This is a genomic window from Cyanobium sp. Lug-B (assembly GCF_024345635.1).
In the GTDB taxonomy this organism is placed as follows: Bacteria; Cyanobacteriota; Cyanobacteriia; order PCC-6307; family Cyanobiaceae; genus Cyanobium; species Cyanobium minutissimum.
The window spans coordinates 17,033-42,690 of sequence record NZ_JAGQBM010000002.1 but is presented as its reverse complement, the minus strand read 5'-3'; the positions used below and the strand labels follow the sequence as shown (position 1 = coordinate 42,690).

Annotated in this window: 33 protein-coding genes and 1 pseudogene; 22 read left to right on the top strand and 12 right to left on the bottom strand. The window is 66.2% G+C overall.

Annotated features, from left to right (window positions below):
* Positions 1-252 precede the first annotated feature (252 nt).
* The 7 genes from KBY81_RS00785 (at position 253) to KBY81_RS00755 (ending at position 5,831) form a co-directional block, all read left to right on the top strand.
* On the top strand, positions 253-639 hold the full coding sequence (locus KBY81_RS00785; RefSeq protein ID WP_254975199.1) for a hypothetical protein: 387 nt from the start codon (positions 253-255) through the stop codon (positions 637-639).
* Positions 636-1,100: a hypothetical protein gene (locus KBY81_RS00780; RefSeq protein WP_254975198.1), complete on the top strand. Its 465-nt coding sequence runs from the start codon at positions 636-638 to the stop codon at positions 1,098-1,100. Before KBY81_RS00785 ends, KBY81_RS00780 begins: the two co-directional genes overlap by 4 nt.
* A 172-nt stretch (positions 1,101-1,272) precedes the next feature.
* Positions 1,273-1,503 (top strand): hypothetical protein, encoded by a 231-nt coding sequence (locus tag KBY81_RS00775; protein ID WP_254975197.1) that lies wholly within the window; start codon positions 1,273-1,275, stop codon positions 1,501-1,503.
* A 67-nt stretch (positions 1,504-1,570) separates the two neighbouring features.
* Positions 1,571-1,798, top strand: coding sequence for a hypothetical protein (locus KBY81_RS00770; protein ID WP_254975196.1), 228 nt, complete (start codon positions 1,571-1,573; stop codon positions 1,796-1,798).
* Between the two features lie 5 nt (positions 1,799-1,803).
* Positions 1,804-1,968 (top strand): hypothetical protein, encoded by a 165-nt coding sequence (locus tag KBY81_RS00765; protein WP_254975195.1) that lies wholly within the window; start codon positions 1,804-1,806, stop codon positions 1,966-1,968.
* A 356-nt stretch (positions 1,969-2,324) separates the two neighbouring features.
* Complete coding sequence (locus KBY81_RS00760; protein WP_254975194.1) at positions 2,325-2,657, top strand: hypothetical protein; 333 nt, start codon at positions 2,325-2,327, stop codon at positions 2,655-2,657.
* 516 nt (positions 2,658-3,173) lie between these two features.
* Positions 3,174-5,831 (top strand): tape measure protein, encoded by a 2,658-nt coding sequence (locus KBY81_RS00755; RefSeq protein WP_254975193.1) that lies wholly within the window; start codon positions 3,174-3,176, stop codon positions 5,829-5,831.
* Between the two features lie 102 nt (positions 5,832-5,933).
* Here KBY81_RS00755 and KBY81_RS00750 read toward each other — a convergent pair whose 3' ends face one another.
* The 4 genes from KBY81_RS00750 to KBY81_RS00735 form a co-directional block, all read right to left on the bottom strand.
* The gene (locus KBY81_RS00750; protein ID WP_254975192.1) at positions 5,934-6,374 is read right to left on the bottom strand and encodes a hypothetical protein; all 441 of its coding nucleotides are present in this window, start codon (positions 6,372-6,374) and stop codon (positions 5,934-5,936) included.
* A gap of 75 nt (positions 6,375-6,449) precedes the next feature.
* Entirely contained in the window at positions 6,450-7,676 is a 1,227-nt protein-coding gene (locus tag KBY81_RS00745) for an integrase (protein ID WP_254975191.1), read from the bottom strand.
* 606 nt (positions 7,677-8,282) lie between these two features.
* Positions 8,283-8,582, bottom strand: a complete 300-nt coding sequence (locus KBY81_RS00740) for a hypothetical protein (protein ID WP_146134607.1) — start codon at positions 8,580-8,582, stop codon at positions 8,283-8,285.
* Between the two features lie 333 nt (positions 8,583-8,915).
* Complete coding sequence (locus tag KBY81_RS00735) at positions 8,916-9,752, bottom strand: YihY/virulence factor BrkB family protein (RefSeq protein ID WP_254970865.1); 837 nt, start codon at positions 9,750-9,752, stop codon at positions 8,916-8,918.
* A 349-nt stretch (positions 9,753-10,101) separates the two neighbouring features.
* Here KBY81_RS00735 and KBY81_RS00730 point away from each other — a divergent pair, with 349 nt between their 5' ends.
* The 3 genes from KBY81_RS00730 (at position 10,102) to KBY81_RS00720 (ending at position 12,141) form a co-directional block, all read left to right on the top strand.
* On the top strand, positions 10,102-11,400 hold the full coding sequence (locus tag KBY81_RS00730; protein ID WP_254975190.1) for a cytochrome P450: 1,299 nt from the start codon (positions 10,102-10,104) through the stop codon (positions 11,398-11,400).
* A gap of 112 nt (positions 11,401-11,512) precedes the next feature.
* Positions 11,513-11,833: an MTH1187 family thiamine-binding protein gene (locus KBY81_RS00725; protein ID WP_254975189.1), complete on the top strand. Its 321-nt coding sequence runs from the start codon at positions 11,513-11,515 to the stop codon at positions 11,831-11,833.
* 125 nt (positions 11,834-11,958) lie between these two features.
* Complete coding sequence (locus tag KBY81_RS00720; protein ID WP_106221230.1) at positions 11,959-12,141, top strand: metallothionein; 183 nt, start codon at positions 11,959-11,961, stop codon at positions 12,139-12,141.
* Positions 12,142-12,153: 12 nt separating this feature from the next.
* Here KBY81_RS00720 and KBY81_RS00715 read toward each other — a convergent pair whose 3' ends face one another.
* Together KBY81_RS00715 and KBY81_RS00710 are read right to left on the bottom strand one after the other, a co-directional pair.
* A complete protein-coding gene (locus KBY81_RS00715; RefSeq protein WP_254975188.1) occupies positions 12,154-12,969 on the bottom strand; it encodes an ABC transporter permease in 816 nt (271 codons plus the stop codon).
* On the bottom strand, positions 12,966-13,637 hold the full coding sequence (locus KBY81_RS00710) for an ATP-binding cassette domain-containing protein (RefSeq protein ID WP_254975187.1): 672 nt from the start codon (positions 13,635-13,637) through the stop codon (positions 12,966-12,968). The genes KBY81_RS00715 and KBY81_RS00710 overlap by 4 nt, the downstream gene beginning before the upstream one ends.
* Before the next feature lie 404 nt (positions 13,638-14,041).
* Between KBY81_RS00710 and KBY81_RS00705 the strand changes: the two genes are divergently transcribed.
* Positions 14,042-14,209, top strand: coding sequence for a hypothetical protein (locus tag KBY81_RS00705; protein WP_254975186.1), 168 nt, complete (start codon positions 14,042-14,044; stop codon positions 14,207-14,209).
* A 381-nt stretch (positions 14,210-14,590) separates the two neighbouring features.
* On the opposite strand, the gene KBY81_RS00700 is transcribed toward KBY81_RS00705, so the two are convergent.
* Positions 14,591-15,610, bottom strand: a complete 1,020-nt coding sequence (locus tag KBY81_RS00700) for a glutathione S-transferase family protein (RefSeq protein WP_254975247.1) — start codon at positions 15,608-15,610, stop codon at positions 14,591-14,593.
* Positions 15,611-15,740: 130 nt separating this feature from the next.
* On the opposite strand from KBY81_RS00700, the gene KBY81_RS00695 reads away from it, so the two are divergent.
* Positions 15,741-17,009 (top strand): glycoside hydrolase family 10 protein, encoded by a 1,269-nt coding sequence (locus tag KBY81_RS00695; RefSeq protein ID WP_254975182.1) that lies wholly within the window; start codon positions 15,741-15,743, stop codon positions 17,007-17,009.
* 71 nt (positions 17,010-17,080) lie between these two features.
* Positions 17,081-18,067 (top strand): annotated as a pseudogene (locus KBY81_RS00690) (DUF3616 domain-containing protein); the annotation flags it as partial.
* 56 nt (positions 18,068-18,123) lie between these two features.
* Here KBY81_RS00690 and KBY81_RS00685 read toward each other — a convergent pair.
* Positions 18,124-18,708: an EF-hand domain-containing protein gene (locus KBY81_RS00685; protein ID WP_254975181.1), complete on the bottom strand. Its 585-nt coding sequence runs from the start codon at positions 18,706-18,708 to the stop codon at positions 18,124-18,126.
* A 137-nt stretch (positions 18,709-18,845) separates the two neighbouring features.
* On the opposite strand from KBY81_RS00685, the gene KBY81_RS00680 reads away from it, so the two are divergent.
* The 4 genes from KBY81_RS00680 to KBY81_RS00665 are packed head-to-tail and all read left to right on the top strand — an operon-like array spanning position 18,846 to position 19,996.
* Complete coding sequence (locus KBY81_RS00680) at positions 18,846-18,995, top strand: chlorophyll a/b-binding protein (protein WP_254975180.1); 150 nt, start codon at positions 18,846-18,848, stop codon at positions 18,993-18,995.
* Between the two features lie 46 nt (positions 18,996-19,041).
* Positions 19,042-19,278, top strand: a complete 237-nt coding sequence (locus KBY81_RS00675; RefSeq protein WP_094585176.1) for a chlorophyll a/b-binding protein — start codon at positions 19,042-19,044, stop codon at positions 19,276-19,278.
* Between the two features lie 14 nt (positions 19,279-19,292).
* Positions 19,293-19,538: a hypothetical protein gene (locus KBY81_RS00670; protein WP_106221219.1), complete on the top strand. Its 246-nt coding sequence runs from the start codon at positions 19,293-19,295 to the stop codon at positions 19,536-19,538.
* A gap of 14 nt (positions 19,539-19,552) precedes the next feature.
* Positions 19,553-19,996, top strand: a complete 444-nt coding sequence (locus KBY81_RS00665) for a nuclear transport factor 2 family protein (protein ID WP_254975179.1) — start codon at positions 19,553-19,555, stop codon at positions 19,994-19,996.
* Between the two features lie 9 nt (positions 19,997-20,005).
* Here the strand turns inward: KBY81_RS00665 and KBY81_RS00660 are convergent, their stop codons facing one another.
* Positions 20,006-20,209 carry a Nif11-like leader peptide family natural product precursor gene (locus tag KBY81_RS00660; protein ID WP_254975178.1) on the bottom strand — a complete coding sequence of 68 codons (204 nt, stop codon included), beginning with the start codon at positions 20,207-20,209 and terminating at the stop codon, positions 20,006-20,008.
* Positions 20,210-20,221: 12 nt separating this feature from the next.
* Positions 20,222-20,617: a hypothetical protein gene (locus KBY81_RS00655; RefSeq protein WP_254970903.1), complete on the bottom strand. Its 396-nt coding sequence runs from the start codon at positions 20,615-20,617 to the stop codon at positions 20,222-20,224.
* Between the two features lie 133 nt (positions 20,618-20,750).
* Here KBY81_RS00655 and KBY81_RS00650 point away from each other — a divergent pair, with 133 nt between their 5' ends.
* The 4 genes from KBY81_RS00650 to KBY81_RS00635 all read left to right on the top strand — a co-directional run bounded on the left by KBY81_RS00650 (position 20,751) and on the right by KBY81_RS00635 (position 22,675).
* A complete protein-coding gene (locus KBY81_RS00650; RefSeq protein ID WP_254975177.1) occupies positions 20,751-21,143 on the top strand; it encodes a CopD family protein in 393 nt (130 codons plus the stop codon).
* 104 nt (positions 21,144-21,247) lie between these two features.
* Complete coding sequence (locus KBY81_RS00645; RefSeq protein WP_106221213.1) at positions 21,248-21,466, top strand: hypothetical protein; 219 nt, start codon at positions 21,248-21,250, stop codon at positions 21,464-21,466.
* 65 nt (positions 21,467-21,531) lie between these two features.
* A complete protein-coding gene (locus KBY81_RS00640) occupies positions 21,532-22,227 on the top strand; it encodes a hypothetical protein (RefSeq protein WP_254975176.1) in 696 nt (231 codons plus the stop codon).
* A gap of 4 nt (positions 22,228-22,231) precedes the next feature.
* On the top strand, positions 22,232-22,675 hold the full coding sequence (locus tag KBY81_RS00635; protein WP_254975175.1) for a hypothetical protein: 444 nt from the start codon (positions 22,232-22,234) through the stop codon (positions 22,673-22,675).
* On the opposite strand, the gene KBY81_RS00630 is transcribed toward KBY81_RS00635, so the two are convergent.
* Positions 22,648-23,694: a magnesium transporter CorA family protein gene (locus KBY81_RS00630; RefSeq protein WP_254975174.1), complete on the bottom strand. Its 1,047-nt coding sequence runs from the start codon at positions 23,692-23,694 to the stop codon at positions 22,648-22,650. The genes KBY81_RS00635 and KBY81_RS00630 overlap by 28 nt on opposite strands.
* A gap of 66 nt (positions 23,695-23,760) precedes the next feature.
* Here KBY81_RS00630 and KBY81_RS00625 point away from each other — a divergent pair, with 66 nt between their 5' ends.
* Positions 23,761-23,955 (top strand): DUF2256 domain-containing protein, encoded by a 195-nt coding sequence (locus KBY81_RS00625; RefSeq protein ID WP_106221204.1) that lies wholly within the window; start codon positions 23,761-23,763, stop codon positions 23,953-23,955.
* Between the two features lie 96 nt (positions 23,956-24,051).
* Here KBY81_RS00625 and KBY81_RS00620 read toward each other — a convergent pair whose 3' ends face one another.
* Positions 24,052-25,641 (bottom strand): M10 family metallopeptidase C-terminal domain-containing protein, encoded by a 1,590-nt coding sequence (locus KBY81_RS00620; protein WP_254975173.1) that lies wholly within the window; start codon positions 25,639-25,641, stop codon positions 24,052-24,054.
* Positions 25,642-25,658 lie beyond the last annotated feature (17 nt).

The window sequence follows — 25,658 nt, the reverse complement described above, 5'->3', positions numbered from 1 at the left end:
CTGGGGAAGATGAGGCGGAAGGCCAGGCCGAAGGGGTGATGCATCGCGTCTGCCGTTCGTCCGACGAACGGAACACTTAGTTAGCCGCCGCCCCTCCCCTGCTCCCAACTGCCCCACCCATTCCTGGGCAGCCCATGGCCCAGGTGTGCGTGCGCCTGCCCTCCCCTCTGATCGAGAAGATCGACGCCATCGCCGTGCACCATCAATGCAGACCATCTGCCGCCATGAGGCACATCTTGCAGATCGGCGCCGATGCCCTGGCCGATCAGATCCCATCACCTCCACGCCGGTATTGACCCGGCCATCCACTCGACCTTTTCTACCATGACTGACAACAAAGAGCCCAAGAAGTACGAACCCCAGAACTGCTGTGATCCGCACAACATTGGCATTCCCGATCCTCGCGAACGTATCCTCACGGCCGCCGAGATGAACGATCTCCCCAAGGACGCACTCATCAAATACGCTTTCAGCAAGCAATTCAAGGACGCCAACGAGGAACGCAAGCGCAAGGCTGAAAGGGAGAAGGATAATCCGGCTCCCAAGACCTTCACTGAGGAGCAGCTCAAAACCATGTCTCTCACCGAACTGATGGCGCACGGCTTCGGCGGTGGGATGCCCGGCGGGGGCAAGGGATGACGGCAGCCGGCGGCAATCTGGAAGGGGGGAAGGACAGGCCGACTCAGGCCCTGCGCATCTCCCGCGCGCAGGAGATCGCCACCATGCTTATCAGCGGAAAGACCCGCCAGCAGGTGCTTCGGTTTGCTTCGGAGAATTGGGGGATGCCGGTCAGGACATGCGATAGGCTCATCGCTGACGCCCGCCAGATCATCATTGATGACTGGCAAATTGATCGGCAGCAGCTTCTAGCTCAGCTGCTTTCTGCGTTGTCCGTTCTTCAGCTCAGGGCACTGCACGATGGCAACCTCGCCGTTTGCTTGGGCGCCATCAACGCACAGGCGAGATTATGCGGTCTGTTCGATTTATCGCTGCTGCCGCCTGCGCCATCGGTCAGCTTTACCAACGTCAACGTGACCCCGCCTGCAGCATCGCCGCCGAGCGGCAACTGGGTGAGGGGCCTTCCTCACGGTGATGGCTGATCCGCTCCGGCACACTAAAGCGTCGAGAACGGTCATGGTGCGGGGGGTCGTTGCAGCCCCCCGTTTTTATTGCCTGTTGCTGTTGCCAATCTGCAACAGTGTTTGCTGTACTTTGTGACCGCTAACTTTTGACGGGTGGGCTATGCTTGCGCTGTCCTGATTCGCCCGACCAATGTTCTCCGAAGCCACCACCGCTGAGTACGCCGCCGCCCTGGCCGATGAAATGGCCGCCCATGGTGTCGAGCTGCTGCAGGATGCCGAGCTGCTGCTGGCTGATCTCCAGGCCATGCCGCTGCCCCCCGCCCTCGCCTCCGAGGCTGCCCAGCACCGTGCTGCGCTGATCAGCGCGCAGGCCTTCTACAGCGCCGTCAGCGGCCGGCTAGAGGCCTCCGCCACAATCTGAGAAGGTTGCTCGTGTCGCCTGTTCTCCCGTTCGATGATGCAGGAGTCCTCTCCTGGTCAGCCATGCGATGGAACCCACTAAGTGGAGGTACATGGCTCTGGCAGAGCTCCTCCTAGACGAGATTCATGCCGCGAACGAACAGCCTGCCACCATCGACAGCGTGGCAGAGCTTCTCGCTCGGATGATCGAGATCATGGACGCCTATCGGGCAACAGGGGGCGACGTCGCGGAGCTGCTGGACAAGGCGGTTCAAACGATGGAGACCTACCGGGAAGGCTTGATCAAACGTCAATGATTCCCGTGCCCACCTTCACCCGCCCGATCCTTCACCGTGAAGATGATCTGCCCGGCGTGCCCGAAGCCGATCTGTCCCCGCTGGCGAGTGCTCAGGCCCGCCGTGCCGCCCGCCAGGCAGACGCCCGTGACCGGGTGATTCCTTCGCCCCGCGTGGTGGCGAACCGGTGAGATGTTGCTATAATCCACCTAGATCGGGCAGGCGCCACGGCCGCCCGATTAATCGAGTGCTCCCCACCTGGGGAGCGGCACCCCGCCCGGCGCTCCCACTGGCCGGCCAACCCTGAGAAGGGCAAGCGCGGGACACCAAGGAACGGCACCCCGAGCGCCACGGCGCCCCGATCACAGAGACCGCACCCCGGCCGCGAGGCAGGTACGGGCGGGAGGCTCAGAGATCGGGTCCGGCATGGGTGAGACGCCCAAGGAAACGAACCTCGACAACTGAACGGACGATCACACCGGGGGCCCATGGCCCTGAGCGGCTGGAAGCTGATGCCGCCAGGGCCGTCCCATTGCCCCTGGAACTGATGAACACGAAACACGACACGGTGGACGTGCTGCTGGCGATCGCCTTGGAGGTGACCGAAGCGGTGCTGGTGCTCACCGTCGCCCTGGTGGCCCTCGCGCTCACCGTGGCCCGCGCCATCCGCCAACGTGCTGCGCATCCTGCAGTCGCAGGATCACCCGCCCGAGTGATGACGCCGCCGCCGGCCGCTGCCCCGGCCCCGGCTGTGCATCCGCTGGCCCTGGTGGCTGAGCAGCTGGAGGCCCTGCCCGTCAGCGCCCTCAGGCCGATGGTCGGAACCCGAAGCAAGAGGCTCAGGAAGGACCAGCTGGTGGTGCTGGCGGTGGCCTGCTGAGATGTCTGCGTCGGGCATGCTCCCGAGGAGATTTCCGGAACAAGCCCCTAGGCTCAGCCGGATCGTTACTGGCTATCAAGCCACATGAATGCGGACATGCGAAGCCTTCAGACGTTGAAAAGTTTGCTGGAAGTACAGCGGGCAGAGATTCAGTTGCGTTGTCAGCGGGCGGCTGAGCTGAGGGAACAATTGACCGGTCTGAGAGCGCAGATTGCGCAGAGCGTCATTCGGGCCAACCCCACAGAGGAGTGAGATAGTCCGGGGCCAACTGGCACACCATGCCGGTGAGACACCTTGGATCCGTGTCCAAACGCCCCGATCCTGGACACCAGTCGCAGCTGTCGCGGGTGAATCGGGCCCGGTGAGACAACAGGATCCCCCCTGCACCTGCGCCCACTGGCACAGCACGCCCCGCGTCACTGTCTGTCGATCAGGTTGGCCTAGGCCTGATGCCCGGCGGCCTCAGCCCCAGCCGTTCCAAGGCGGGAACGCTTGAGGAGATCCAGCGGCGGTTCCGTGTCCTTCAAGATCACCGGCATCGCCGACTTCCGCGACATCCTGCGGCGGCTGCGCGAGGTCGAGGAGCAGGCGGCCCGCACCGGGACGAACGTCGGCACCAACCTCAGTAGGGGCAGCCGGGATGCCTTCCGGAAGCTGCCCGACAGTGCCAAGGCGGCATCAGAGGCGGCCGGTGCAGCGCTGACCCCGCTGCGCAATGCGCTGCTGAACCTCACCGCCGGCGTGTCCTTCGCAGCCCTGTTCCGGAGCGCGATCAATGAAGCCACCCAGCTGGAGACGATCACCCGCAAGCTCTCCAACACCCTCGGGGACCAGGGTGCCGCCGGGGCGCTGTCCTTCACCCGTGGCCTCTCCGATGACCTGGGGCTGAGCTTCAAGACCCTCAGCAACACCTTCGGCGGCTTCACGGCGGCTGCCACGTCGGCCAACGTGCCGCTCACCGTCCAGCAAGACCTATTTGCGGCGGTGGCGAAGTCGGCGCAGTCGCTGGGCCTGAGCAACGACGAACTGAGCGGCTCGCTCCTGGCCCTGCAGCAGGTGGCCTCTAAGGGCACGGTGCAGATGGAGGAGCTGCGCGGGCAGCTCGGGGAACGCCTACCGATCGCTTTCGGGGCCACGGCCCGTGGCCTTGGGGTGACGCAGCAGCAGCTGATCAAGCTGGTGGAGAGCGGCCGCCTCACGGCTGACCAGTTCTTCCCCGCCCTCACGAAAGGCCTGAACGAACTGACCGCCAGCTCCGGCGGTGCCAAGACCGCCGCCCAGAACTTCGCGGCTCTGGAGAACGCCTGGGTCGATCTGCAGGCCAGCTTCGGGACCAGCGCCCTGCCAGCCGTCACCGCCGGGGTCAGAGCGTTGACCGATGCCATCGCCGAAGCGCAGGTGCAGGCGTCATCGGCAGACATACGGGCATCGTTCGGCGTCACCGCACAGGAGGCTGATCAGCTGGTCGGGACGGTGGAGGCGATCCAGAAGCTCTACGGCCTGACGACCCAGGAAGCGAAGAACATCCTCAGCCTCGCCATCGCCAACACCGGCGCCACCCGCGACTGGTTCGGCGAGCTCAACCTGGGCGGTGAGCGCTTCGGCAAGGTTCAGACCAAAGCGCTCGATCTTGCCCGCCAGTTCCGCGCCGAAAACGCTGACCGCAAGGGGCAGGAGCTGGCCACCGCCGCCGCCGCTGCCAAGACCGCCACCCAGCTGCAGAAGGCCCTCGACATCGAGAAAGCCCGCGTCAGGGCCTCGGTGGAGCTCAACACCCTGAAGGCCCAGGAGCCCGTCCGCGCCCTCGATGCCCAAGCATCGGTCGGCCAGGGGCTGCTGAGCTTTGCGCAGGCCGCCAGCACCCTGGAGCAGGAGCGCTTCAACACCGTCCGCGCCCGCACCCAGTTCGAGATCGACAACGCCCAGCAGCTCGGCATCACCCAGGAGGGGATCGCCGCTCGGCAGAAGGCCAACGACGAACTGAAGCGCCAGGCGCTGATCAGCCAGTACCAGACCCTCCTGCAGACCCAGCAGGTGGAGGGCGCCATCCTTGCCCTGTCGCAGCGGAAAGCCGCCGTAGAGGCGCAGATCGGCGTGATCACGGCGCAGCAGGCCGCCGTAAGGGCACAGCAGGCGGTGGCGGAGGCGCAGGCCGGCGGGGATGCCACGAAGATCGGCCAGGCGCAGGCGGCGCTCGCCCTCTCGCGGGAGAACGTCCGGCTGGCGGGTGAGCGGGTGAGCCTGTTGGCGCGAACCCAGCCGCTGGAGGCCGCCGCCGCCGCTGCTGCCCGCGAGACGGCCCTGCAGCAGCTGAGGACGCAGGGGGCCACCCTTGGTATCGAACAGGCCCTGGCCAACATCACGCCCACCCAGCAGGCGCTCAACGCCGCCTACCGCGAGGGGGTGCAGACCCTGACCCAGCTGCCCGGTGAGCTGGACACGGTGAGCGGCGCCGTGGGCAAGGTGGGCGAGCGCGCCGGCACCATCGTCAAGGCCTTCACCGATGCCAGCGGTGCCATCACCGTGCTGAGCAAGAACGCGGACGACGCGGGGGAGAGCGCCGGGAAGATCGAGGCCGCCGACCTGGGCAAGGCGACCGGCGAGGCCGCCGATCAGGCGCGCACCTTCGCCAGCAACATGGCCGACGCTGCCACCAGCGCCGAACAGCTGCTGTGGTATCTGTCGCAGGCGGCGGGCCTCAGCCCCGCCCGCTTCACCGGCGGCGGGGTCGAGGGTGGCCACCGCTACCGGATCAACGACGGCCCCGGCGGGGTCAGCCTCGGGCAGGAGGCCTTCCTGTCGGCTGCTGGCCGCCTGTCCCTGATCAACGCTCCGGCGAACAGCCTCTGGACCGCCCCGACGGCGGGCACCGTGATTCCTGCCGCGATGACGCGCCAGCTCAAGGACGCCGGTGTGATCGGGCCCAGCGCGTCGGTGGTGGCCTCACACCATGCCGTCGCGATGCAGCGGCGCACCGGGACGACCGTGACCACCCCGGCGCAGGCACCTGCTGGCCGCCGTGGCAGTGAACAGACCCTGGCCCAGCTCGGGCTCGCCGTTGCCGATCTGAGCGCCGAGGTGCGGGCGCTGCGGCAGAAGCAATGGACCGTGCCTGTCCAGGTGCGCAACAGCGCCGGAACCACCCAGCTGCGGGTGCTCAACGGGCTGACCTGACTGAGGCCCGCACCCATGCACCCCGCAGTTGCCGTCGCCCTCGCGGCAGGCAAACCAACCCTGGGTCAAGGTTGCCTGCTCAGTAGGGAGAGCCCGTGCGTGTCAGCGCTCAGCTGTGGCGCTCCTGCAGGTTGCAAGTGCTGGATAGAACGGCGCACCGCGTTGCTGCTCTGCTTCGAGGCAATTCCAGCTAGGCAGTGCTTTCATTTCGGCCAAAATATCTTTCATGCCTCCAACGTCCCCCATGTTTCGACTGGTGTTGAAGGACTCCTGCAACACCTTGTGCTGACGCTTGAGGCTTTCGATCTCCCGGGTGAAGCGCTCATCGTCGGGGTTTATCTGAGACGCCGGCGGTGTAGGTGCTGGCGTTGCGGCAACGGGCGCGGGCGATGCAGGTGGCGAAGCTGGAGCGGCAATAGGAGCAGCCGGTGGCGGCGCCGACCGTTTCTCGATTGTCTGTGTCGGCAGGAACCACGCCACCGCGCCGACGGCTACCACCGCCACACCACCAACCGCGCCGATCGTCGCTATATCCCGCTGCATCCTGAATGTGGGTTCGCCACCTTCCAGGATAGGGGCCCCTGGTATGAGCAGGTTTGCCGCTGGTGCCCAGTATCTTCAGTCAGCCAGGGCTAACGGTTCATCGCGCCTTGCCGCCGCTGCGGCAAATGCTCTAGCCGTTTCATTGCTGGTGAAACGTGCGTAGGCACGCAGGTGGCATTCGAGCGAATGCCCCATCGCCTGGCTGAGATCCTTCGCCGCGATGCCCAGGCGGTGGCCCTCGTAGCTGTACCGGTGCCGCAGGCTGTACGGCACCAGCACCTCACCGAAGGCGGCCGTTTCGGCCCGCAGCTGATGCCAGACCGCCTGACGCCGCAGGTAGGTGTTGATGGCGTCTCCAGCACGGCCAGGTGTACCCAGCGGGGGCAGATCCTCACGCAGTTGCAGCCTGCCGATGAGGTTCCAGTTCATTGCCGTGCCGTCAATGTCACGCACAGGGAGGGGGAACAGGCGTCGGGGTTTCGTCTGCCCGCCGCCGCCTTTCTTCTGGTAGGTGCACCAGAGCTGGGTGCCATCCGGGCCTGGCTTGGGCACCAAGTAGCGGAGCTCCTCTGGCCTGAGGCCGAAGGTGCTCACCAGCTGAATGGCGAACCGCCACCGGGCCCCGGTTTCGTCGCTGGGGAGGCCGTCGATCAGCCGGAGGATCTGCGCATCCTCTATGGGGTAGCCCTCCCGCTTGGCGGAACCTCGTGGCCGCTGCCCGACGTGGCTGGCGAGCTTCGGCGGCGGCATCCAGCAGCGTTTGAAGTGCAGGCGCTCGGTGCAGTAGTTGAGGAACTGGGCGAGGTTCTGCGCCGCGATCTGCCGCGATCTGCTGCCCGGGTCCCACCGGATCAGCACCGCATCCAGCAGCTCGGCGGCGTTTGAAGGAGGCTGGCGGGATTGCAGGCATCCCAGGGCCAACTGCAGGGTGGGGAGGTACTTGAGGTTCCAGGTGCCATCGGACACCGCATTCCCGAAAGACTTTTTGTGCTTCTCGAACTTGGCGACGGCCTCAGCCCAGCCGTGTTCCGTGCGGCTGCTGGCACCGTTGGCGATCTCCGAAGCGCCCTTGAGGGTCTGGCCGGCGTACACCTGCTGATAGATCAACCGGACGCGCAGCAGGGCGTCACCCGTCGCTGAGGCCTGCCATGGGTAGGGAAGGATCACGCTGCTGGATCCGGTGCCGTCGCGCACCTGCAGGCGCATCTGGTCCCGGTGGGGGAAGACGCTCCAGCCCTTCGCCGAGCTGGCCACCACTTGCTGGCGGAAGGCCCTGGCCCAGGCGGTCGGATCGGTGGGCATCGTGGCCAGTCTCAGGGGAGAACTGCACACATTCTGTGTGCAGATTGCACACAATGCCATCCCAAGGCGGACAGCTGCGCACAAGCGGCACGGGTCAGAGCTCAGTCACCGCAACTGTTTTGCCCGTCCTGTAATGAGTCTCAGATGCGCCAAATGATGCTTTGGGAGCACTAGGTCGCAGGTTCGAATCCTGTCGCCCCGATTGACGGTTCGGGGAATGTCAAACTCCCCCGGTTGGCCCGGGGTCTGACAGAGCCTGCCTCCAGATGATTCATTCTCCGTTTTCTGTCGGGCAACTGGAATCTCCTGCCGGAACGAGTTGGCCGAACAGCGGAACCAGCCTCTGACGGACGGGTGAGGACACATCGATCCTGAGTGGCAGGTCAGGCAATGCATCGGGGCTGGTCCGGTCACGGACTTCGGCTGGCGCGAACAGTACCCGCCGGACCGTTGCACTGGCCACGTCCTCTCAGCAGCCTCCGCTCAGGCTCAAGGGGACCATCCGCGAGGCTGCAGTCGCCGCAGGAACGGCCATGCAGCCATCTCATGACTGGCCCCCGAGACTGGCCAGGGCCCTGCCTGGGGGGGGCTTGAAGGCCTGGGAGCCTATGTGCCGCTTTCCTCGACCAATTCATTGGTCATCTGATCGACCTTCTGGCCATCCTCGGCCCTGTCTTGGGTGTTTCCTTTTTTCCCCGTCTGGCCCCCGTCCCCTGTGACAGCGCCGATGGTGGATTGAAGTTTGCTGTCTGTTTCTTGCGTTGAGGCAGGGACTTTGTCTGCTTTGGCTCCGAGCAGTGTCTGAGACTGGACCATTGGATTCGAAAGGGCCATCACCGGAGCTGGAAGTAGCAGAGACGTCATCAGTAGGGCCAACGAAACAATGGACATTATGAAACTCTTCATGTCGGCTCTCCTGGGATGGACAATTCAACCCTAAGTGCTGTTGAAGGCTGCGCCGAATGATGTGCAGCGAACATGCATCGCCATGCAGCGCTGACTCATCGAACGTGTCGTCCTCCCTGCGGCTGTCACTGGCCTTTGCCAGTCATGACGTTGAAGAGCGCACGAGTCATCTGTGGCCATGATGTTTTTCCGGTGTTGTTCTGGCCATTGATTCCAACCAGTGAAAGGGGCGCGGGCTTGGCGCTGGCGGTAAGGATCACGATCCCCCTTGCCGATGCGTCAGATGGCATGGGCGCCTTGGCAGCGGAACCACCGCTCAGCCAAGGACCGTTGTCATGCCTGCCTGAGCTTCCCCTGGTTGCGTGAATAGACCTGGGTGAACTCCGCACCAATCAATAGAATCTGCGTCGAATAGAAGATCCAGATCAGCAGCACCACCAGTGAGCCGGCTGCACCGTAGGTGGAGTCAAAGCTGCTGTTGCCGATGTAGAGCCCGATGACAGTCTTGCCGAGATTGAACAGTATGGACGCGGCCGCCGCACCCACCCACAGATCCCGCCATGGTACCCGCACATCAGGTAAGTACTTGTAAATCGATGCAAACAGAACCGTGATGACGACCAACGCGATCACCAGGTTCAGGGCCTGCCCCAGGATCGGGAGCCCTGGCATCAACCGGTTGAGCGCATCTCCAGCCGCTACGAGAAGACTGGAAAGCAGCAGTGACACCAACAGCAGAAAACCAATGACCAGAACCATGGCAAAGGAAAGAAACCGTGCGATCAGAGCGTCACGCCATCCGTGCCCTGGCTTTGTCTCCACATCCCAGATCGTGTTCAAGGCTGTTTGCAGTTGACCAAACACCCCCGAGGCCCCCAGCAGCAACAGCAGGAACCCGACCACTGAGGCCAGCACGCCTTGCGATCCAGGCCGACTGGCGTTCTCCATCATCGCTTGAATCGCTTCTGCCCCCTCCTTGCCCATCAGTCCCTGGATCTGACGCATCAGCTCTCCCCGGGCGGCCTCTTCGCCGAAGACGGCTCCTGCGACCGCTATGGCGATCAGCAGGAGTGGAGCCAACGAAAAGATCGTGTAATACGCCAAGGCTGCGGCGTGGAGGGGCACGTTGTCCTTCTTCCATTCCGCCATGGTTTCCTTGATCAGGCGCATCCATCTCCTAGAGCGCATGGCCCATCCTCGGTTCCATCGCTACGTCTTGAGCGTTGAAGTGTAAGGGTGTCTGCTGCTTCGAGATGCCCTCTTGCCTGCAGCTTGTCTGCATCCATTGAGCCCATCCTGATTCACGTCGTTGGTAAGGATCGCCTGTCATCCAGTGACGGTCTCTGGTAGGCGGGGCCACCCGGTTGGTCCCGTTGTCCATCGCCGCCGCGGCAGGCTGTGGCGCTTGCCGCCAGGTCTCGCACCGCCATCACCTGGCTGCCAGCCTGGGGACCACTCCAGATGACGCGGCTTGCTCCCCGATCCCGCCAGCCTTCGACCCCTCCCCAGCACAGCAGCCGTGAGCGGCGTGCTCGAAACCCTCGCCTTCTTTCGCGATCCGGATTTCGCCCGCTCCCGTTTTGAGCGTTATGGCGATGTCTACGAAACCAGCCTGCTGGGGCAGCGGACCGTGTTCATCCGTGGTGGGCAGGCCATCGCCGACCTGTTCGCCCAGGCTGACGCGGTCGAGGGCTGGTGGCCGGACAGTGTGAGGCAACTGCTGGGGCCGCTGTCGCTGGCCAACCGCAACGGCGCCGATCACAGGGCGCGCCGTCGGGTGGTGGGCCAGCTGTTCGCCTCCGCCGCCCTGAGGCGCTACAGCCCGGCGATCGCGGCGTTGGTGGAGGGCCTCAACCAGGAGCTGCTGGATGCGCCAGCGCCCGTGGCCCTGGTGCCCCGGTTGCGGCGTTTTGCGTTCACCGTGATCGCCACCACGGTGCTCGGCCTGGATGGCGCCGATCGCGACGCCCTGTTCGGGGACTTCGAACTCTGGTGCCAGGGCCTGTTCTCCCTCCCGGTCGCCCTTCCCGGCAGTCCTTTCGCCCGCGCCCGCCAGGCCCGGCAGCGCCTGTTGCGGCGCCTCGGCTCCGTGCTTCAGAAGGCCCAGGTCGCCTCGGCCTCCGGAGCCCCCCTCGTGGCTGGCGGCCTCGACCTGCTGGCCGGAGGCCTCGATGAAGCCGGCCTCCCCCTGGCGGACGACGATGTGGCCGAGCAGTTGCTCCTGCTGCTGTTCGCCGGCTACGAAACCACCGCCTCCGCCCTTAGCTGCCTGCTGCTCACCCTGCTGCAGCATCCCGCCGAGCTGGCCTGGCTGCGGGAGGAACTCGACGGCCTGTCCTGGCCCCCTGCCGAGGGGGACGGCGTGAGCGCCTACGACGCCGTGCGGGCCCCCCGGCTGGATGCGGTGGTGAAGGAGGTGATGCGGCTGACCCCGCCGGTGGGGGGCTTCTTTCGCCGCACCCGGGAGTCCATCGCCCTGGCCGGTGTGCTGGTGCCGGCCGATCGCGTGGTGCAGGTGAGCATCACCGCCAGCCATCGCCACGGCCCAGACCCTGAGGATCTGGCCGCCTTCCGGCCCCAGCGGCATCTGGGTGGTGCCGAACCCGTGACCCTGCTGCCCTATGGCGGTGGTGAGCGGGTCTGTCTGGGCAAGGCGCTGGCGGAGCTGGACATCCGTCTGCTGGCGGCGGGGCTGCTCAAGCAGCTGAGCCTTGCCCTGGAGCCGGATCAGGACCTGACGCTGCTGGTCATTCCCAGCCCCTCCCCGAAGGACGGCCTGCTGGTGCGCCCTTGCCGGAGAGCCACCCCAACGGTGTGAAGCGGCCTGGCCACCCCCAGGATCCTGACCTTGGCCACCAGCCCATGGCGTCCGATGGCCGGCAACGTCACCCGAGGATGGACCCCATCCACAGGGCCTCCGGGGCATTCCGATGAAGGTGATCGTCGATCTCTGCGTTGTCCCGATCGGTGTCGGCGTCAACCTGGCGCCCTACATCGCGGCCTGTGAGCGGGTGCTGCTGGAGGCCGGACTCAAGGTCCAGCTGCACCCCAACGGGACCGCGATCGAGGGTGAGTGGGCGCCGGTGTTCCGGGCGATCGAGGCCTGCCATACGGCGGTGCATGGGATGGGTTGTCCGCGCATCTACACCACCGTGAAGGTCAACACCCGCACCGATCGGGACCAGACGCTGGAAGACAAGGTGGCCAGCGTTGAGGCGCTGCTGCAGGGGATGCCGGAAGGGGGCCATTGAGCAGGGCGCCGGGGTCTTGCAGCCATTGATGGATCCGCCAGCCATGGTGGTCATGACGAGCCGGTGTTCCTCTCCGGCGTTGCCGGCATCAGACTGAGGCCAATGGTTTGCCACCCGGAGATCCCATGACCGCCACCCTGGAGAAACCCGCCACACAGCAGTGCGCCTGCCCTGACTGCCACTGCACGGTCCAGCTGGATACCCCGTTCCGTAACGGTGCCCTGCTGTTCTGCAGCGACGCCTGTGCCAAGGGCCATCCCAACCAGGAGCCCTGCCACGCCGGCTGTGGCTGCGAGTGCCACGGTTAATGCCTCAGATCATCACTTCCCCCGTGCCCGCACCAGTCGATCGAGTCGCAGCTGATGGTCGGCACTGGTGAGTCGTGCGTAGGCCAGGCCCACGACACCGAACACCCCCAGCGCCGTCGCCGACGCGACCATGAACAGGATCACGATCTGGTAGCGAACCGCCGCCGCCGGCGCCGCCCCCTGGAGGATCTGTCCGGTCATCATCCCGGGCAGGCTTACCAGGCCCATCACCATCATCGAATTGATCGTCGGGATCATGGCCACACGGATGGCGTCGCGCACCACCGACTGGCACGCCTCCCAACGGGTCGCCCCGAGAGCCAGATCCGTTTCGACCTGATCGCGTCCGCTGCGCAGCCCTTCCATGAAGCGATCGAGACCCAGGGAGAGGCCGTTGAGCGTGTTGCCCAGCACCATCCCCAGCAGGGGGATCAGATATTGGGGGTCGTACCAGGGCTGGGGCCGGATCAGCCCTGTCACCGCCAGCCCCGTGACCAGCGCCGAAGAGGCCATCACTGACAGCAGGCTGTTGAGGTAGATGCCGGCAAAGCGATGCCGGGTGCGCTGCACGGCGGACACCCCGGCGATCATCGCCATGGCCGCTCCCACCAGCACAATCAGAGGCGCCTGGTCCTGGCGGAACAGCCACTCGAGCACAAATCCCACCAGCAGCAGCTGCACCACCATCCGCACCGACGCCACCAGCAGGCTGCGGCTCAGGCCCAGGCGCAGCGCCGCCGACAGCCCCACATTCACCAGGATCAGCAGGGCGGAGAGGGCCAGGCGGCCATCGCTGATCGACAGGGCGCCGGCGCTCGAGGGGGTCATCGCGGCAGCTCCAGGGTGCAGGTGGCAAAGCGCCCGATCTGCTCGCCGTCATGGCTGATGAGCACGCAAGCGCGCGGACCTTCAGAGAGCCAGGCGATCAGCAGGGCCTCGACGGCGGCGGTGGTGGCTCCGTCGAGGGAGGCGGTGGGTTCATCCAGCAGCAGCACGGTGGGATCGAACTGCAGGCCCCGCAGCAGGGCCAGCAGCTGCAGCTCGCCACCGGACAGCCGCTCGGCGTCGTAGTCCAGGAACGAGGGATCGCGCCCCAGGGCCGCCAGCCAGCCGGTGATGCGCTCGGGGCTCCAGCCTCCCTGCCCGCGTCGCTCCCGGAACCGCCAGGGCCCGCGAAGATTCGCCTCAACCGTCCCGCCAGTGGCGACGGGCCGCTGGGCCAGATACTGCACCATGGCCCGCCAGCGTGGCAGACCCCATGCCGCCGGAGACCGTCCCAGCAGGCGGATCGTCCCCGCCTGCTGGGGATCAAGCAGGGCCAGGGTGCGCAGCAGAAGGGTCTTGCCCGACCCCGAGGGCGCCACCAGTCCCAGCCGATCACCGCCGGCCAGAGCGAGATCCAGCTGGCTCCACAGCCGCCGTTCCCCCAGCCGTCGCTCCAGACCCGTGGCGCTCAGCAGCAGGGGGTGGTCCAGGGGAACGGGATGGCCGGGCACCCCTCACTCTGACCCCGTCCCGAAGGGCGAGTGCCGTTTTGCAGCGGGTCCCTTTCGATGCCAGCCAAAGTTCCATGGAGCCGGCGGGGGCGGAGCGCGCGTTCGTCCATGCGCTCAGGTCGATGGGAGTGATTCCCGGCTTTGTGTTGCCGGATCCGGCCAGAGAGGCACCCACCGGTGTTGAGGCCGGTCTGAGGGTGTCGATCTGGGCGATCAGCCTCCTGGCCAGGTCGGTGCCGCTCTTGTGGAAGATTTGAGCGGGGCGTCCACGGCGGGCTCGCCATTGCTGCCCTTGCCTTCCTCCTGCTTGCGCAGCGCTTCGATCGCCAGGGAGCCGGCTTCCCCGCCATGGGCCTAATGGGGGAGGCCGGGGTCAGTTTCTTGCCGCCGAGCTTCAGATGGAGATGGAAGACCTGCTGTTGGTCGCACGCATGACAGGCCTCGCTGGAACTCTGGACCAGGCGATTCAGCACCTTTGCAGCTTGGTCGATGCCATGGTTGAACGGCGTCAGGGTGGTGGATGCCAGGCGGGAATTGCTGCTCTGGACATGGATCGACTCTTCTCCGGATGAGCCTTCCATCTGCACAATCGAGATTTTCGCCAGCAGTCATTGGTCCCTCGGTGCCTTTCCCTTCCCAGGCTCCATGTTGAGCCCAGGCTCCATGGCCAGCAGGGAGATGCCTCGGCCGAGTTGATTTGGGGTGCATTCATCGGAGAGGTCGTCAACCAGCCCGCCCTGTGTGATGGCTGCGACAGCTTGTTGACTTCGTTGTTCAGTCGTTGATCAGTCGTTGATCAGACTCTGCCATCCCCGTTGACCTGAGGCCATCGCTTTCAAGCCAGTCTCAAGGGCACTTCAAGGCGCCCATGAGGCCTCCCAAATTCGTGATTGATGCTGTGTTTGTGAGATCGATGGCCCGGAGAGCGACTGCCGCGATTTCAGTCGCTTCCATCAGTCGCTTCCATGCGACCGATCCGCAGGATCCGTCGCCACTCCCACCAGCTCCCGGCCATGGGGAAGCAGAAAGTCGATCTCCGGGCCCACCGGCACCACGCCGGTGGGATTGATCATGGTGTGGCTCTGGTAGTAATGGCGCTTGATGTGCGCCATGTTCACGGTTTCCGCGACCCCCGGCACCTGGTAGAGATCGCAGGTGTAGGCGAACAGGTGGGGGTAATCCACCAGCCGCTTCAGGTTGCACTTGAAGTGCCCCACGTAGACCGGATCGAAACGCAGCAGGGTGGTGAACAGGCGCCAGTCGGCCTCGGTGATCGCCGATCCCAGCAGATAGCGCCTGGTCGCCAGGTGCCCATCCAGCCAGTCGAGCGTGCCGAACAGCGGACCCAGCGCCTCCTCGTAGGCCTCCTGGGTGGTGGCGAAACCACAGCGGTACACCCCGTTGTTCACCGTGCCGTAGATCCGCTCATTGAGGTGGTCGATCTGCTCACGCCACTCCACCGGATAGAGGTCGCCCTCCCGTGCGCCCAGATGATCGAAGGCGCCGTTGAACATCCGGATGATCTCGGAGGATTCATTGTTCACGATCGTGCGCCGTTGCCTGTCCCACAGCACCGGTACGGTGACGCGCCCGGAATGGCGGGGATCGGCCACCGTGTACAGCTGGTGCAGGGCTTCAGCGCCTTCATTGGGATCCGGCACCACCCCCTCCCCCGCCTGGAAGGTCCAGCCCCGCTCGCCCATGAACCAGTGCACGACGGAGAGCGGGATCAGCTCTTCCAGCCCCTTGAGGGCGCGCACGATCAGGGTGCGATGCGCCCAGGGGCAGGCCAGCGACACGTAGAGGTGGTAGCGGCCGGCCTCGGCGGCAAATCCGGACGCACCGCTCGGACCGGCCGATCCGTCCGGGGTGATCCAGTTCCGGAAGGCCGCCCGCGAGCGCTCGAAGCGCCCGGCGCTGCTGCCGGTGTCATACCACTGGTCTTGCCAGACCCCGTCCACGAGCAGGCCCATCACGGTTGCCATGACGCCCACGGACCCTAACGGGCCCGTGGCGCCACCTGATCGCCCGGCGGCGCCCGGCCGCTGCGGGACGGATCCGGCCCCATCGTGGAGAGCACAGCAGCGCTGATCCCCCGATGCCATGGCCGGCTTGAACCGACACGGCCCCCTCCGCTGGATCAGCCTGGTCCTCTGCGGGGCCCTGCTGGCCGTCGTCCTGTCGGGTCTCCCGGCGAGCCTGCCGCTCCTGTTGCCGCCCGCGAAAGCCCAGGTGCCGCCCGCGACAGTTGTGGAGCCGCCCGAGGAGCTGCGGGGGGTGTGGCTCACCGCCAACGACATGCCGGTGCTGCGGGACCGTGGCCGCATGCAGGCCGCCGTGGACCAGCTGGCGGAGCTGGGCTTCAACCGGCTCTATCCGGTGGTCTGGAACGGCGGCTTCGCCTACTACCCCAGCCGGGTGAGCGAGGCGCGCCAGCTGCAGGACTTCACCTTCCGCGGCCTGCAGGGCCAGGACATCCTGGCCGAGCTGATCAGTGCCGGCCGCCACCGCGGCCTCAAGGTGATCCCCTGGTTCGAGTTCGGCTTCATGGCGCCACCGGAGTCGCCGCTGGCCCGGCGGCACCGCAGCTGGCTCACCCAGACCCGCGACGGCGGGCTCACCTCCACCAGTGCCGCCGGCCGGGTGGTGTGGCTCAATCCCTTCCGGCCGGAAGTGCAGCAGCTGATCACCGACCTGGTGCTGGAGGTGGTGAACGACTGGGGAGCCGATGGCATCCAGTTCGACGACCACATGAGCCTGCCGCGGGAGTTCGGCTACGACCCCTTCACCACGGCGCTTTACCGCAAGGACACGGGCAAGGATCCACCGGCCAATCCCGAGGACCCGGCCTGGGTGAAATGGCGCGCCGACCGCATCACCGCCTTCCTTGAGCGCCTCGCCCAGGCGGTGCGGACCGCCCGCCCCGGCGCCCTGATCTCGATCTCCCCCAACTACTACGACTTCGCCTACAAGCTGCAGCTGCAGGACTGGCGCGAATGGGTGCGGCGCGGCATCGCCGATGAACTGCTGGTGCAGATCTACCGGCCCGATCTGGAGAGCTACCACCCCCACCTCGGCCGGCCGGAAGTGCAGGAGGCTCGCCAGCGCATCCCCACCGCAATCGCTGTATTGAGCGGCCAGCGCAACCGACCCACCCCCCTGGCGTTGATGGCCCAGAAGCTGGCCGCCAACCGGGCCCGGGGCCTGGGGGTGGCGTTCTTCTACTTCGAGAGCCTGTGGAGCCTGGGCCCCGAGCCGCCCCAGGAGCGCATTGCCGGGCTGGCCCAGATGCTGGGCCCCCGTCAGCAGCCGCTGGGGGCCTCCGGGGGGCGCGGAGCTACATCGCCGCTCCTGCCGCCGCCGCCTCCTTAGCGAACGCCGGGAGCTGACGTTGACACTCCCCAACGCCCCACTACCAAGGAAAGAAGCTCCCGCCTTCCCCCATGCCCGAGCCGGCCGCCGACCTGCCCCTGGCCGTCCCGACCCACCAGCGCCTCCTGGAGCTGTCCCCCGCGAAGGACACGGAAGCCGAGGAACTGCGGCAGAACCTCTCCGCCCTGGTGGCCCTCGACCGGGTGCTGTGGCTGGGGGGTGATGAGGGACGCAGCCTCTACCGGTTGGACCGCCTCGGCGATCACCACTACGGCAACCTCAGCGCCGTGAAGCTGAGGGACTTCGGTCTTGCCGGTGGCAAGGACGACGGCGAATCGGACCTTGAGGGCCTGGCCCGTGATGGTGATCGCCTCTGGATGGTGGGCTCCCATTCCCTGCGCCGCCGCAAGTACGACGCCACGGCAGGACCCCTGAAGCTCCACGACAGGCAGAGCCGCAACGCCCATGTGCTCGGCTGCCTGCGGCTGGCCTTCGATGCCGCCGAGGGCCGCGATGCCCTCACCCAGGCCCTGGCGAGCGACCGGCGGATCGCCCCGTTTCTGGCGATCCCAAGCAAGGACAACGGACTCGATATCGAAGGCATCGCCGCCCGGGGCGAGCGGGTGCTGGTGGGGCTGCGTGGACCGGTCCTGCGGGGCATCGCCCTGGTGCTCGACCTCCGTCTGGGCGGCCTCGATGGCGAAGGCCCCACCTTGAGCCTGGAGGCCCATCGCTGCCGCTACCTGTCGCTCAGCGGCCTGGCGGTGCGGGATCTGGCCGTGGTCCCCGGCAGCGACGACGTGCTGGTGCTGGCCGGGCCGACGATGGACCTGTCGGGCCCCTGCTACCTGCACCGCTGGCGCAACGCCCCTGGCCCGCAGGGTTCACCCCCGAAGGACGGCGTCACCCTGGAGACCACGGAGCCCCTGCTGTGGATCCGGGATGGTCGCCCCGGTCGCCCCGGCCAGGGCAGCGACAAACCGGAGGGCCTGGATGTGCTGCGCCGTGGCGACCAGCTGCTGGCCTGGGTGGCCTACGACGATCCGGAGGCCGCCAGGATTGGAGCGAAGGGAACCAGTACCCGCCTGGATGGCTATGGGCTGCCGGACTGGCGTCAGCCCAGGTCCACCCCATCGAACAGGTGGCGGCCGGGGGCGTCCGGCGAGGGATCGAACCAGTACTGCTCCACCAGCGTCAGGAAGGCCTGCCGCGGCAGGCGGCCAGGGGGCAGCCCCAGGGCGGTGAGCATCCGATCGAGGTTGGCCGCGATGCCGTTGGTGGGATGGCCGTAGGCGGCGGCGAAGGCGGCCAGGTCGTCGATCTCGAGCTGGCCATCGCCATCGAGGTCGAGCACGTCGAAGAAGCCGCCGGCGGAGCGGGCCATGAACTCCCGCGCCGCCTGGGGATCGGCACCGAAGGCGGCGAACACCCGGCCATGGGAGGCCAGGAACTCGTCCTCATCCACCGTGCCGTCGTGGTTCCGGTCGCGGCGAGCGTTCTCGTGCCGGTAGGTGTCGAGCAGCAGCCCCAGCAGATCCGGGAAGCGGCTGGGCCGGCCCTGCCAGCGCCGCGCGATCCGCACCGCCACCGGTTCGAAGTCACCCTCCAGGGTGTGGCGGCCGTCGCCGTCGCGGTCGTAGAAGCTGAACAGCCGGCGGTAGCGCCGCACCAGTTCGGCCGGCAGGGAGGCGCTCGACATCCACCGGGCGGCAGAGGATTCCGATGGTACGGGGCCGCCGTTGACTGCGCCTCTTGCTACCGCTACCTGCCCTTGCGGCCATGCTTGACGCAAACCTTTACAACCTGTTACAATCTACGAAACAAACTGAAACACACATGACCGACTCCTCCTCCTCCTCCCGCTTCGGCTTCGTCACCTTCGCCGAAACCTGGAACGGCCGTCTCGCCATGCTCGGCTTCGTGATCGGCCTGGGCACCGAGCTGCTCACCGGCCAGGGGATCCTCACCCAGATCGGCCTCGGCTGATCGACCAACGGCCCAGCCCTTTTCCTTTCCTTTCCCTGCCCAACCCATGACCAACACCCCCGCCAACGACGCCTTCCTCCAAGGCGACAGTGAGCGTTCCATCCACATGGAGCAGCTCAAGCGCGTCGAACTCTTCAACGGCCGTGCTGCCATGCTCGGTCTGGTGATCGGCGTGCTCACCGAAGCCATCACCGGCTCCGGCATCGCCCACCAGATCGGCCTTGGCGCCCTGACCGACGGCTACGCCGCCTGCCGCACCCAGTTCCTGCCCTTCTGCTTCTGATCGCTCTGCTGCCGATGCTGCTCCCGCCCCCCTTGTGTCCCTTCACGGCGGCCCGGATCGCCGGCCTGCAGGCCACGGTGCTGCTGCTGCTCACCCTGCTGATCAAGGCCCGGGTGCAGATCAAGGCCGCTTCGGCCCTGGGCCTGTTCCTGCTGGCCCTGCAGACCCTGGTGTTCCTGGCCGCAGCCGGAGCCCTGGGCCTTGTGGCCATCGGCGGAGCGGCCCTGGCCCTGACACGGCCCCGGGCGGTCGCCTCCTGAGAGACCCCCCTTCCATGACCGCCCTGCTGCAGCCACCGCTGGGGGAAGACGCCCTCCGGGCCCTGTTCACCAAGCCCTACGGCGCTCCGGGGCCCACGCCTGAGCAGTGGCGGGCGCTCTACGACGAGAACGTCCACTTCACCGACCCCACCCAGAAACGGCAGGGCCTCGAGGCCTACATCGTGGCCCAGGAGGGCTTGCTGCAGCGCTGCGATGACGTCTTCCTCGAGCCTGGTGCCGTGGCCCTCAGCGGCGATGTGGCCTTCGTGGAATGGACGATGGGCCTGAAGATCAAGGGCATCGAATTCCTCTATCCCGGCACCAGCCGTCTCCGCCTGGGCGCCGACGGCCGGATCGTCGACCATCGCGACTACTTCGACTTCGTCGGCCCCACCTTCACCCCGGTGCCGCTGGTCGGAGGGTTCGTGCGCTGGCTCTACGGGCGCTTCGTGGCCTGAAGGTTCCGATCAGCGTGGCCGGCGCATGACGTAGCCGGTGCAGACGGCACGATGCAGGGTGGTCACGCCGAAAGCGAACCCCTCTTCGGCGGCGATGGCAACCACCTGGTAAGCATCCATCCCGCTCAGCCGCGTCCGTAGCGTCTCCGAAGCTGCCGCGTGCTCCAGAAATCGCTCCAGCTGTTCCTGCTCATCCTGTTCGCTGCTGTCCATGGGATGGCAGCCTCAGCGGCCGGAGCCGGCGAGGGGGAGCTGACCCGGCCTCGCCGATCGGTGACGCCTGGACATGTCTGCCGGGCGACGCCCGGTGAAGCGCGCCAACCGGGCCAGGGGCGTGCTGGCACGGCGCAAGGCCTCCCGTTGCCGCTCGCGGTAGAGGCGATCCACCGCCTCCATGGCCGCCGGGTCGTCATGGTCATGGACGCCGTAGAGCAGGCCGGTGATGCGCTCAGCGTCCATGGCCTCCGCGGCGGCTTCCTGCCAGAGGCGCTCGCTCAGGGAACGGTCGCCCCGCCGAAACTGGGCGTCGGCCAGCTGTCGGGTGAGCGCGAACACGAGCTGCCGCTCCTTGAAGGCTGAGAAACTGCCTTCGAACTGATGGGGAAAGCTACCGCTGGCCATGGGGGGTGTCCTGCCTCTGGAGTTCTCCCCTCAACTGTATCTACTGCTACAGATTTTGACGCCACTGCCCGTCGGTCCTCGCTCGTCGTGGCGCCCGCGCCACCAGGGTGGGAGCTCCTCCTGCGTCGAGGCCATGGCCACCTTCCCGTTTCTGGTGATCGTCCACGCCCTGGCCGCCACGGTGTGGACCGGCGGCCACCTGGTGCTGGATCTGGGTGTGCTGCCGAGGGCCCTTCGGGAGCGGAGCGCTGAACGCATCCGCGATTTCGAGGCGATCTTCGAGCCCCTCGGCCTCACGGCCCTCGCCATCCAGGTGATCACGGGCCTCTGGATGGGCTCAATCCTGCTGCCTGGTTTCGATGGACTGTTCAACCCAGCGAGCCCAATCGGCGTGCTGGTGGGCACCAAGCTGCTGCTGCTGGGCGCCACCGCCGCCCTGGCCTGGCACATCCGTGCCATCACCGCCCTCGCGATCGCCTTCGTGGTGGTGGGTGCCCTGATCCGTCTGGGTGGCGTGCTGGGCTGAGCGGGTCCATTCGTTCTTCGCAGGAGAATGGACCCCAATTCCCCATGCTCGGTGGAAGGTGGCTGCAGAACGACGTCATGTCCTTGCCGCCCATGTCCATCCCCATGATCGATCTCCCTTTTCTGGCGGAACTGCTGGTGGCCCTGTTCGTGGTCGCCACCCTGGATGGCCCGCCGCCGGTGGAACCCGCCCAGGAACCGCCTGCCAGGGAGCCGGAGCCGCCTGAGCCGCTACCGGGTGGCTGGTCGGCGGAGACCGACCTCCACGCCCAGCGCCTCCTGCGGCTCGAGAGACGCCGTGACACGTTTGCTTCCCAGCCGTGACCGGCCAGGCGGATCAGGTTCCTAAAGTCTTTCAGCGATCGGCCACGCACCAGGGAGTGGGCGCCATGCTCGAAGCTGTCGACCAGAAGGCTCTTTTCGATTACTGGCACGATCGTGTCCGGCTGAAGAACCTGCCGCGCATCGGCGCTCAGGAGCATGTGCCGACCCAGGTGTTGCGACATGAGTGCACCAACTACGACGATCTCAGACGCCTCAAGGCCGTTCAGGACCTTGATGAGCTTGAGCGCTGCCGCGTCATCGCCATCATCAAGTACGAGTGCACCGCCAAGGTGCTGCAGCGGCGCACTGGACTGCTGAGGGACTACGCCCGGCAGTGCGAAGAGAACACACGCACCCAGCAGAAGGACCGTTCCCGACTGCGCGCGGTGCTGCACCAGCTCAAAGAGGTGTTGCGGGGCAAACAGGTGATGATCGATCGCCTCGAAGCCCGCCTCCAAGCCCTGGAGGCGGAAAATGCCGCGCTGCGCTCCGAGCAGCAGCAGTCGAAGGCCGAGCTGCAGTTGCAGAAGGAGCTGCTGGCCCTGCAGCGGGCCCTCGATGCCGAGGTGGAACGTCGCCGGCAACTGGCCAGGAACAACCAGAGCCTCGGCGGCCGTGTCGCCCACACCGATCGTTACAGGCGCCAGCGCGACGAACTTCAGGAGGCCCTCAGGGCCGAACGGCAGACCACCCGGCAGCTGCGTGGGGAGCTGGAACGGCTCCGGGCCGGTGAGCAGCTGGGCTTCGGCCTGGCCGAGTAGGGCCATGGCCAGACCCCCATCCCCCCGCTCCACGCCGGCCCGACCGAAGCCTCCCACCATCAACGAGCTGAAGCGCGAGGTCCTGACCCTGGCCGGGGTCTCCAGCACCCGGGAGCTCAAGCGCACCAACCAGGACCTGCGCCATCTCGATTTCCGCCGCACGGCAAGTTGGCGTACCGCCCTGGAGGTGCTGCAGCAGTCGGCGGCCGCCTATCCCGACTGGGATGCCCAGCCACCGGAGGAGTTCAGGGAGCTGTTCGCGGCCATCGATGAGGCCAGTGAGGCCTATGGCCAGTCGATCGAGGAGGGCCTGAGGCTCAGCGCCCAGCTCCAGAAGGCGGCCGACGATCTGGAGTCCCTCTCTGGCGAATTGCTGGAGGAGGCCGACGAGCTCAGGACTGTCCAGGCCGCCTCCCGCCGTCAGGCGCGCCAGCGCCGGCTCAACTGAGGGCGCCGCGTCGCGATGCGGTTCCGGTCCAGGCGGCTGAGAAAGACATAACTGGCGAAGCCGATCACGACCATGGCGAGCATGAAGCCCGGATAGGAGACACGCCAGTTGTCCGGGCCTGTGATCATCGTCCACTCGGACATGCCGCCGATGCCCGCCAGCAGGGTCAGCGGCATGAAGATCGTCGTGATCAGTGTCAGGCGCCGGACCGTGGCGTTGGTGTCGTTGGCGGCCTTGGCCATCTGATTGTTGAGCATCGACAGGTACATCTCCATCAGGCTGGTGACGATGTCCCGGTACGACTCGGTGACCTCGTAGAAGCGCACCAGATGGTCGTAGATGTCGCGATAGTGGTAGATCGCCTTCTTCGACACCAAGGGGAAATCGCCCCGGCAGATCTTGCTGAGGATCTCCCGTTCGTGAAACAGGCTTTTGCGCAGCCGCAGAAGATAGCGCCGGAAGCGGATCAGCTCGGCCGGCTGGAAACTTGCCGGATCCGCCATCAGGGCTTCTTCCACTCCATTCAACTCATCCTCGAGCACCTCGATGGCCACGAACTTCTGATCGACGACCTGATCGAGGATCAGGTGCATGAGGTGGGATGGACCTTGGCGGGCCTCCTCAATCCCCCTCTCCACCATCGTCTCCACCCCATCGAGATAGGAGCGATGCCTGGCATCCAGATGGCTGATGCTGACCAGAAATCGCTGGCCGAGGAAGAGGTTGATCTCACCCACCTCCAGGACGCCACGGTCGTACCGAAACGTGTTGAAGAGAATGAAGGTGTTGTTGGAGAAATCGTCGATCTTGGGAATCTGATGATCATCGAAGCAATCCTCGATCGAGAGCGCGTGCAGGCCCAGCAGACCGACGAGGTGGTCCAGTTCGTCCCTGCTGGCTTCGCAGTAATGCAGCCAGGCAAACCCGTCCGCTTCGCTTGTGCCCACAGCCTCCTCGGCTGACGCCACACGCAGCGCCGGGCCGGTGCGGCCGATCCGATAGAAGCTGGGGTCAGCCATGGGCTCCATCGTGTCACGGGGGCGGGTTCACTTTTGTCAGGCTGGTGTCCCCATCCCCCTGGCCGGATGCCCCATCACCTGGATCGCCCCACCAAGATCTGCCCGGTCTGCGGACGACCGTTCCAGTGGCGCAGGAAGTGGAAGGATGTCTGGGACGAGGTGCGCTACTGCTCCGAGCGCTGCCGCCGCAACCGCAACCGCGCCCGCCCGGATGCTTCCGCTCCCGTTCCGATCTCGAAGCGCGCCACCAGCGCCGCATGATCCGACCCCGGGTCCACGCCACGCCGATGCTGCCTTGATTCACCGCCGGAACCCCTCGGTGCCCAGCGCAGGTCTCCTCGGCTGTTCTGCTCAGCCTCAGGCGAGGATCAGGTTGGAGGCCGAGAACTGGACCGGTCCCATCAGCATCACTTCGAAGTCGCTGCTGCCGTTGCCGTCGAGATCCCCCTGCAGGAGGGCGTGGTTCTGGCGGAGGTTCTGCTCCAGCCGCAGCTGGCCCGCCTCCCCGTAGAACGCCCTGGAGCCGATCCAGTTGAAGGACTGGAGGCCAGCCCGGCGGCTGTCGGCGTCCACCCTCGAAAGATCAATCCTGTCGTCGGCGGCGAAGTCGGTGATCACATCGCGCCACTGGGGGCTGCTGAGGCTGCTGTCGGCCCGGACATAGACGAAGGTATCGCGGCCACCGCCCACCAGACCTTTCCACTGGGCCGGCACTCCGGGCAGACCGAAGAAGGCCAGGTCGCGGAAGTTGTTGGGGGCGGACCAGTTCGGGGCCAGGGGGGCGCCAGCCAGCCAGTCGGCTCCGTAGCCACCCGAGATGATGTCGTGGCCGCCAGTGCCGACGATGCTGTCCTGGCCGCTGGTGCCGATGCTGGACGGGGCCAGGGCTCCGATGGTGAGGCTGGCATTGGCGATCGCGGCGACCGTGAACGTGCCGTAGTAGTCGTCCTTGGACGCCGTATAGAAGCCGACGAAGTTCGGGTTTCCGGCCGTTGGTGATGTTCCGGCGGTGTCGGGGAGTCGGCCGGCTGCCTTCTCCCGCGCCGCCTGGGAGCGGAGGATGGATGTGTAGGCATTCGATTCAAAGGAATAGTTCGGATTGGGTTTGTCCGCACTGGGATCGGCTTCGGTGTAGCCATAGTTCCATACATTCCAGTTGTGGGCATAGTATTTCTCGCCCGTTGGCTGGGGCACCTGCGCACCCTGCCCGCCGTTCATGGCGCCCCAGGAGGTATTGATGGAGAAATCGAAGCCGAAGGCGGGATAGGTCTGCTGGGGATTGAGGCTGCTGGCGCCGGCGGAGCGCGGGTAGCCGAAGGGGGAGGGCCCGTAGGGGACCTCCTCGAGGAACTGGATCCAGCCCGCGGGAGCATTCGGCGGCCAGTAGGCCGGTAGCCCCTTCTGCACGGCGTTGGCCATGATCACCTGCTGCTGCCAGAGCCGCATCGGGCCGACGAATCGCCGGTTCGGGGCATCCCAGAGATTCGATGCTGTCCCGACACCCTTCCCAGAGGCGGCACTGGTGGTGAATCCGCCCGGTGGCAGGGCGGCGAAATCCATGGCGATCGCGGCCGCGTTCAGAAAGCCGAAATTGTGGACGCTTCCGCTGCTGTCGGTGATGTTGGTCTGGATCGGATAGGCCCAGTCATCGATATACGACATATCAGCGGAAAAGCCGCTGCCATCGATCGTGTATTCGTAGAAGGAGAAGGGCGCTGTGATGTTCCAGCCGATCGGTTCCTGGCCAGGGTTGGCGAACAGTGTGGCGGAGCTCGAGACGTAGATCCTCATCTGAGGAGCCGCCAGGATCGGAACATTGTTCAGACCCGGGGAGAGGCTGTTGCTCTGGCCGGGCTGGAGCGGCTCAACGCTGAACCCTGGCCCGACGACGTAGTAGTAGAGGCTGCCTCCCGACTGGTTGTTGATGGTCAGGGAGGCGGTGGCCATGGTCCAGCTCGATACCC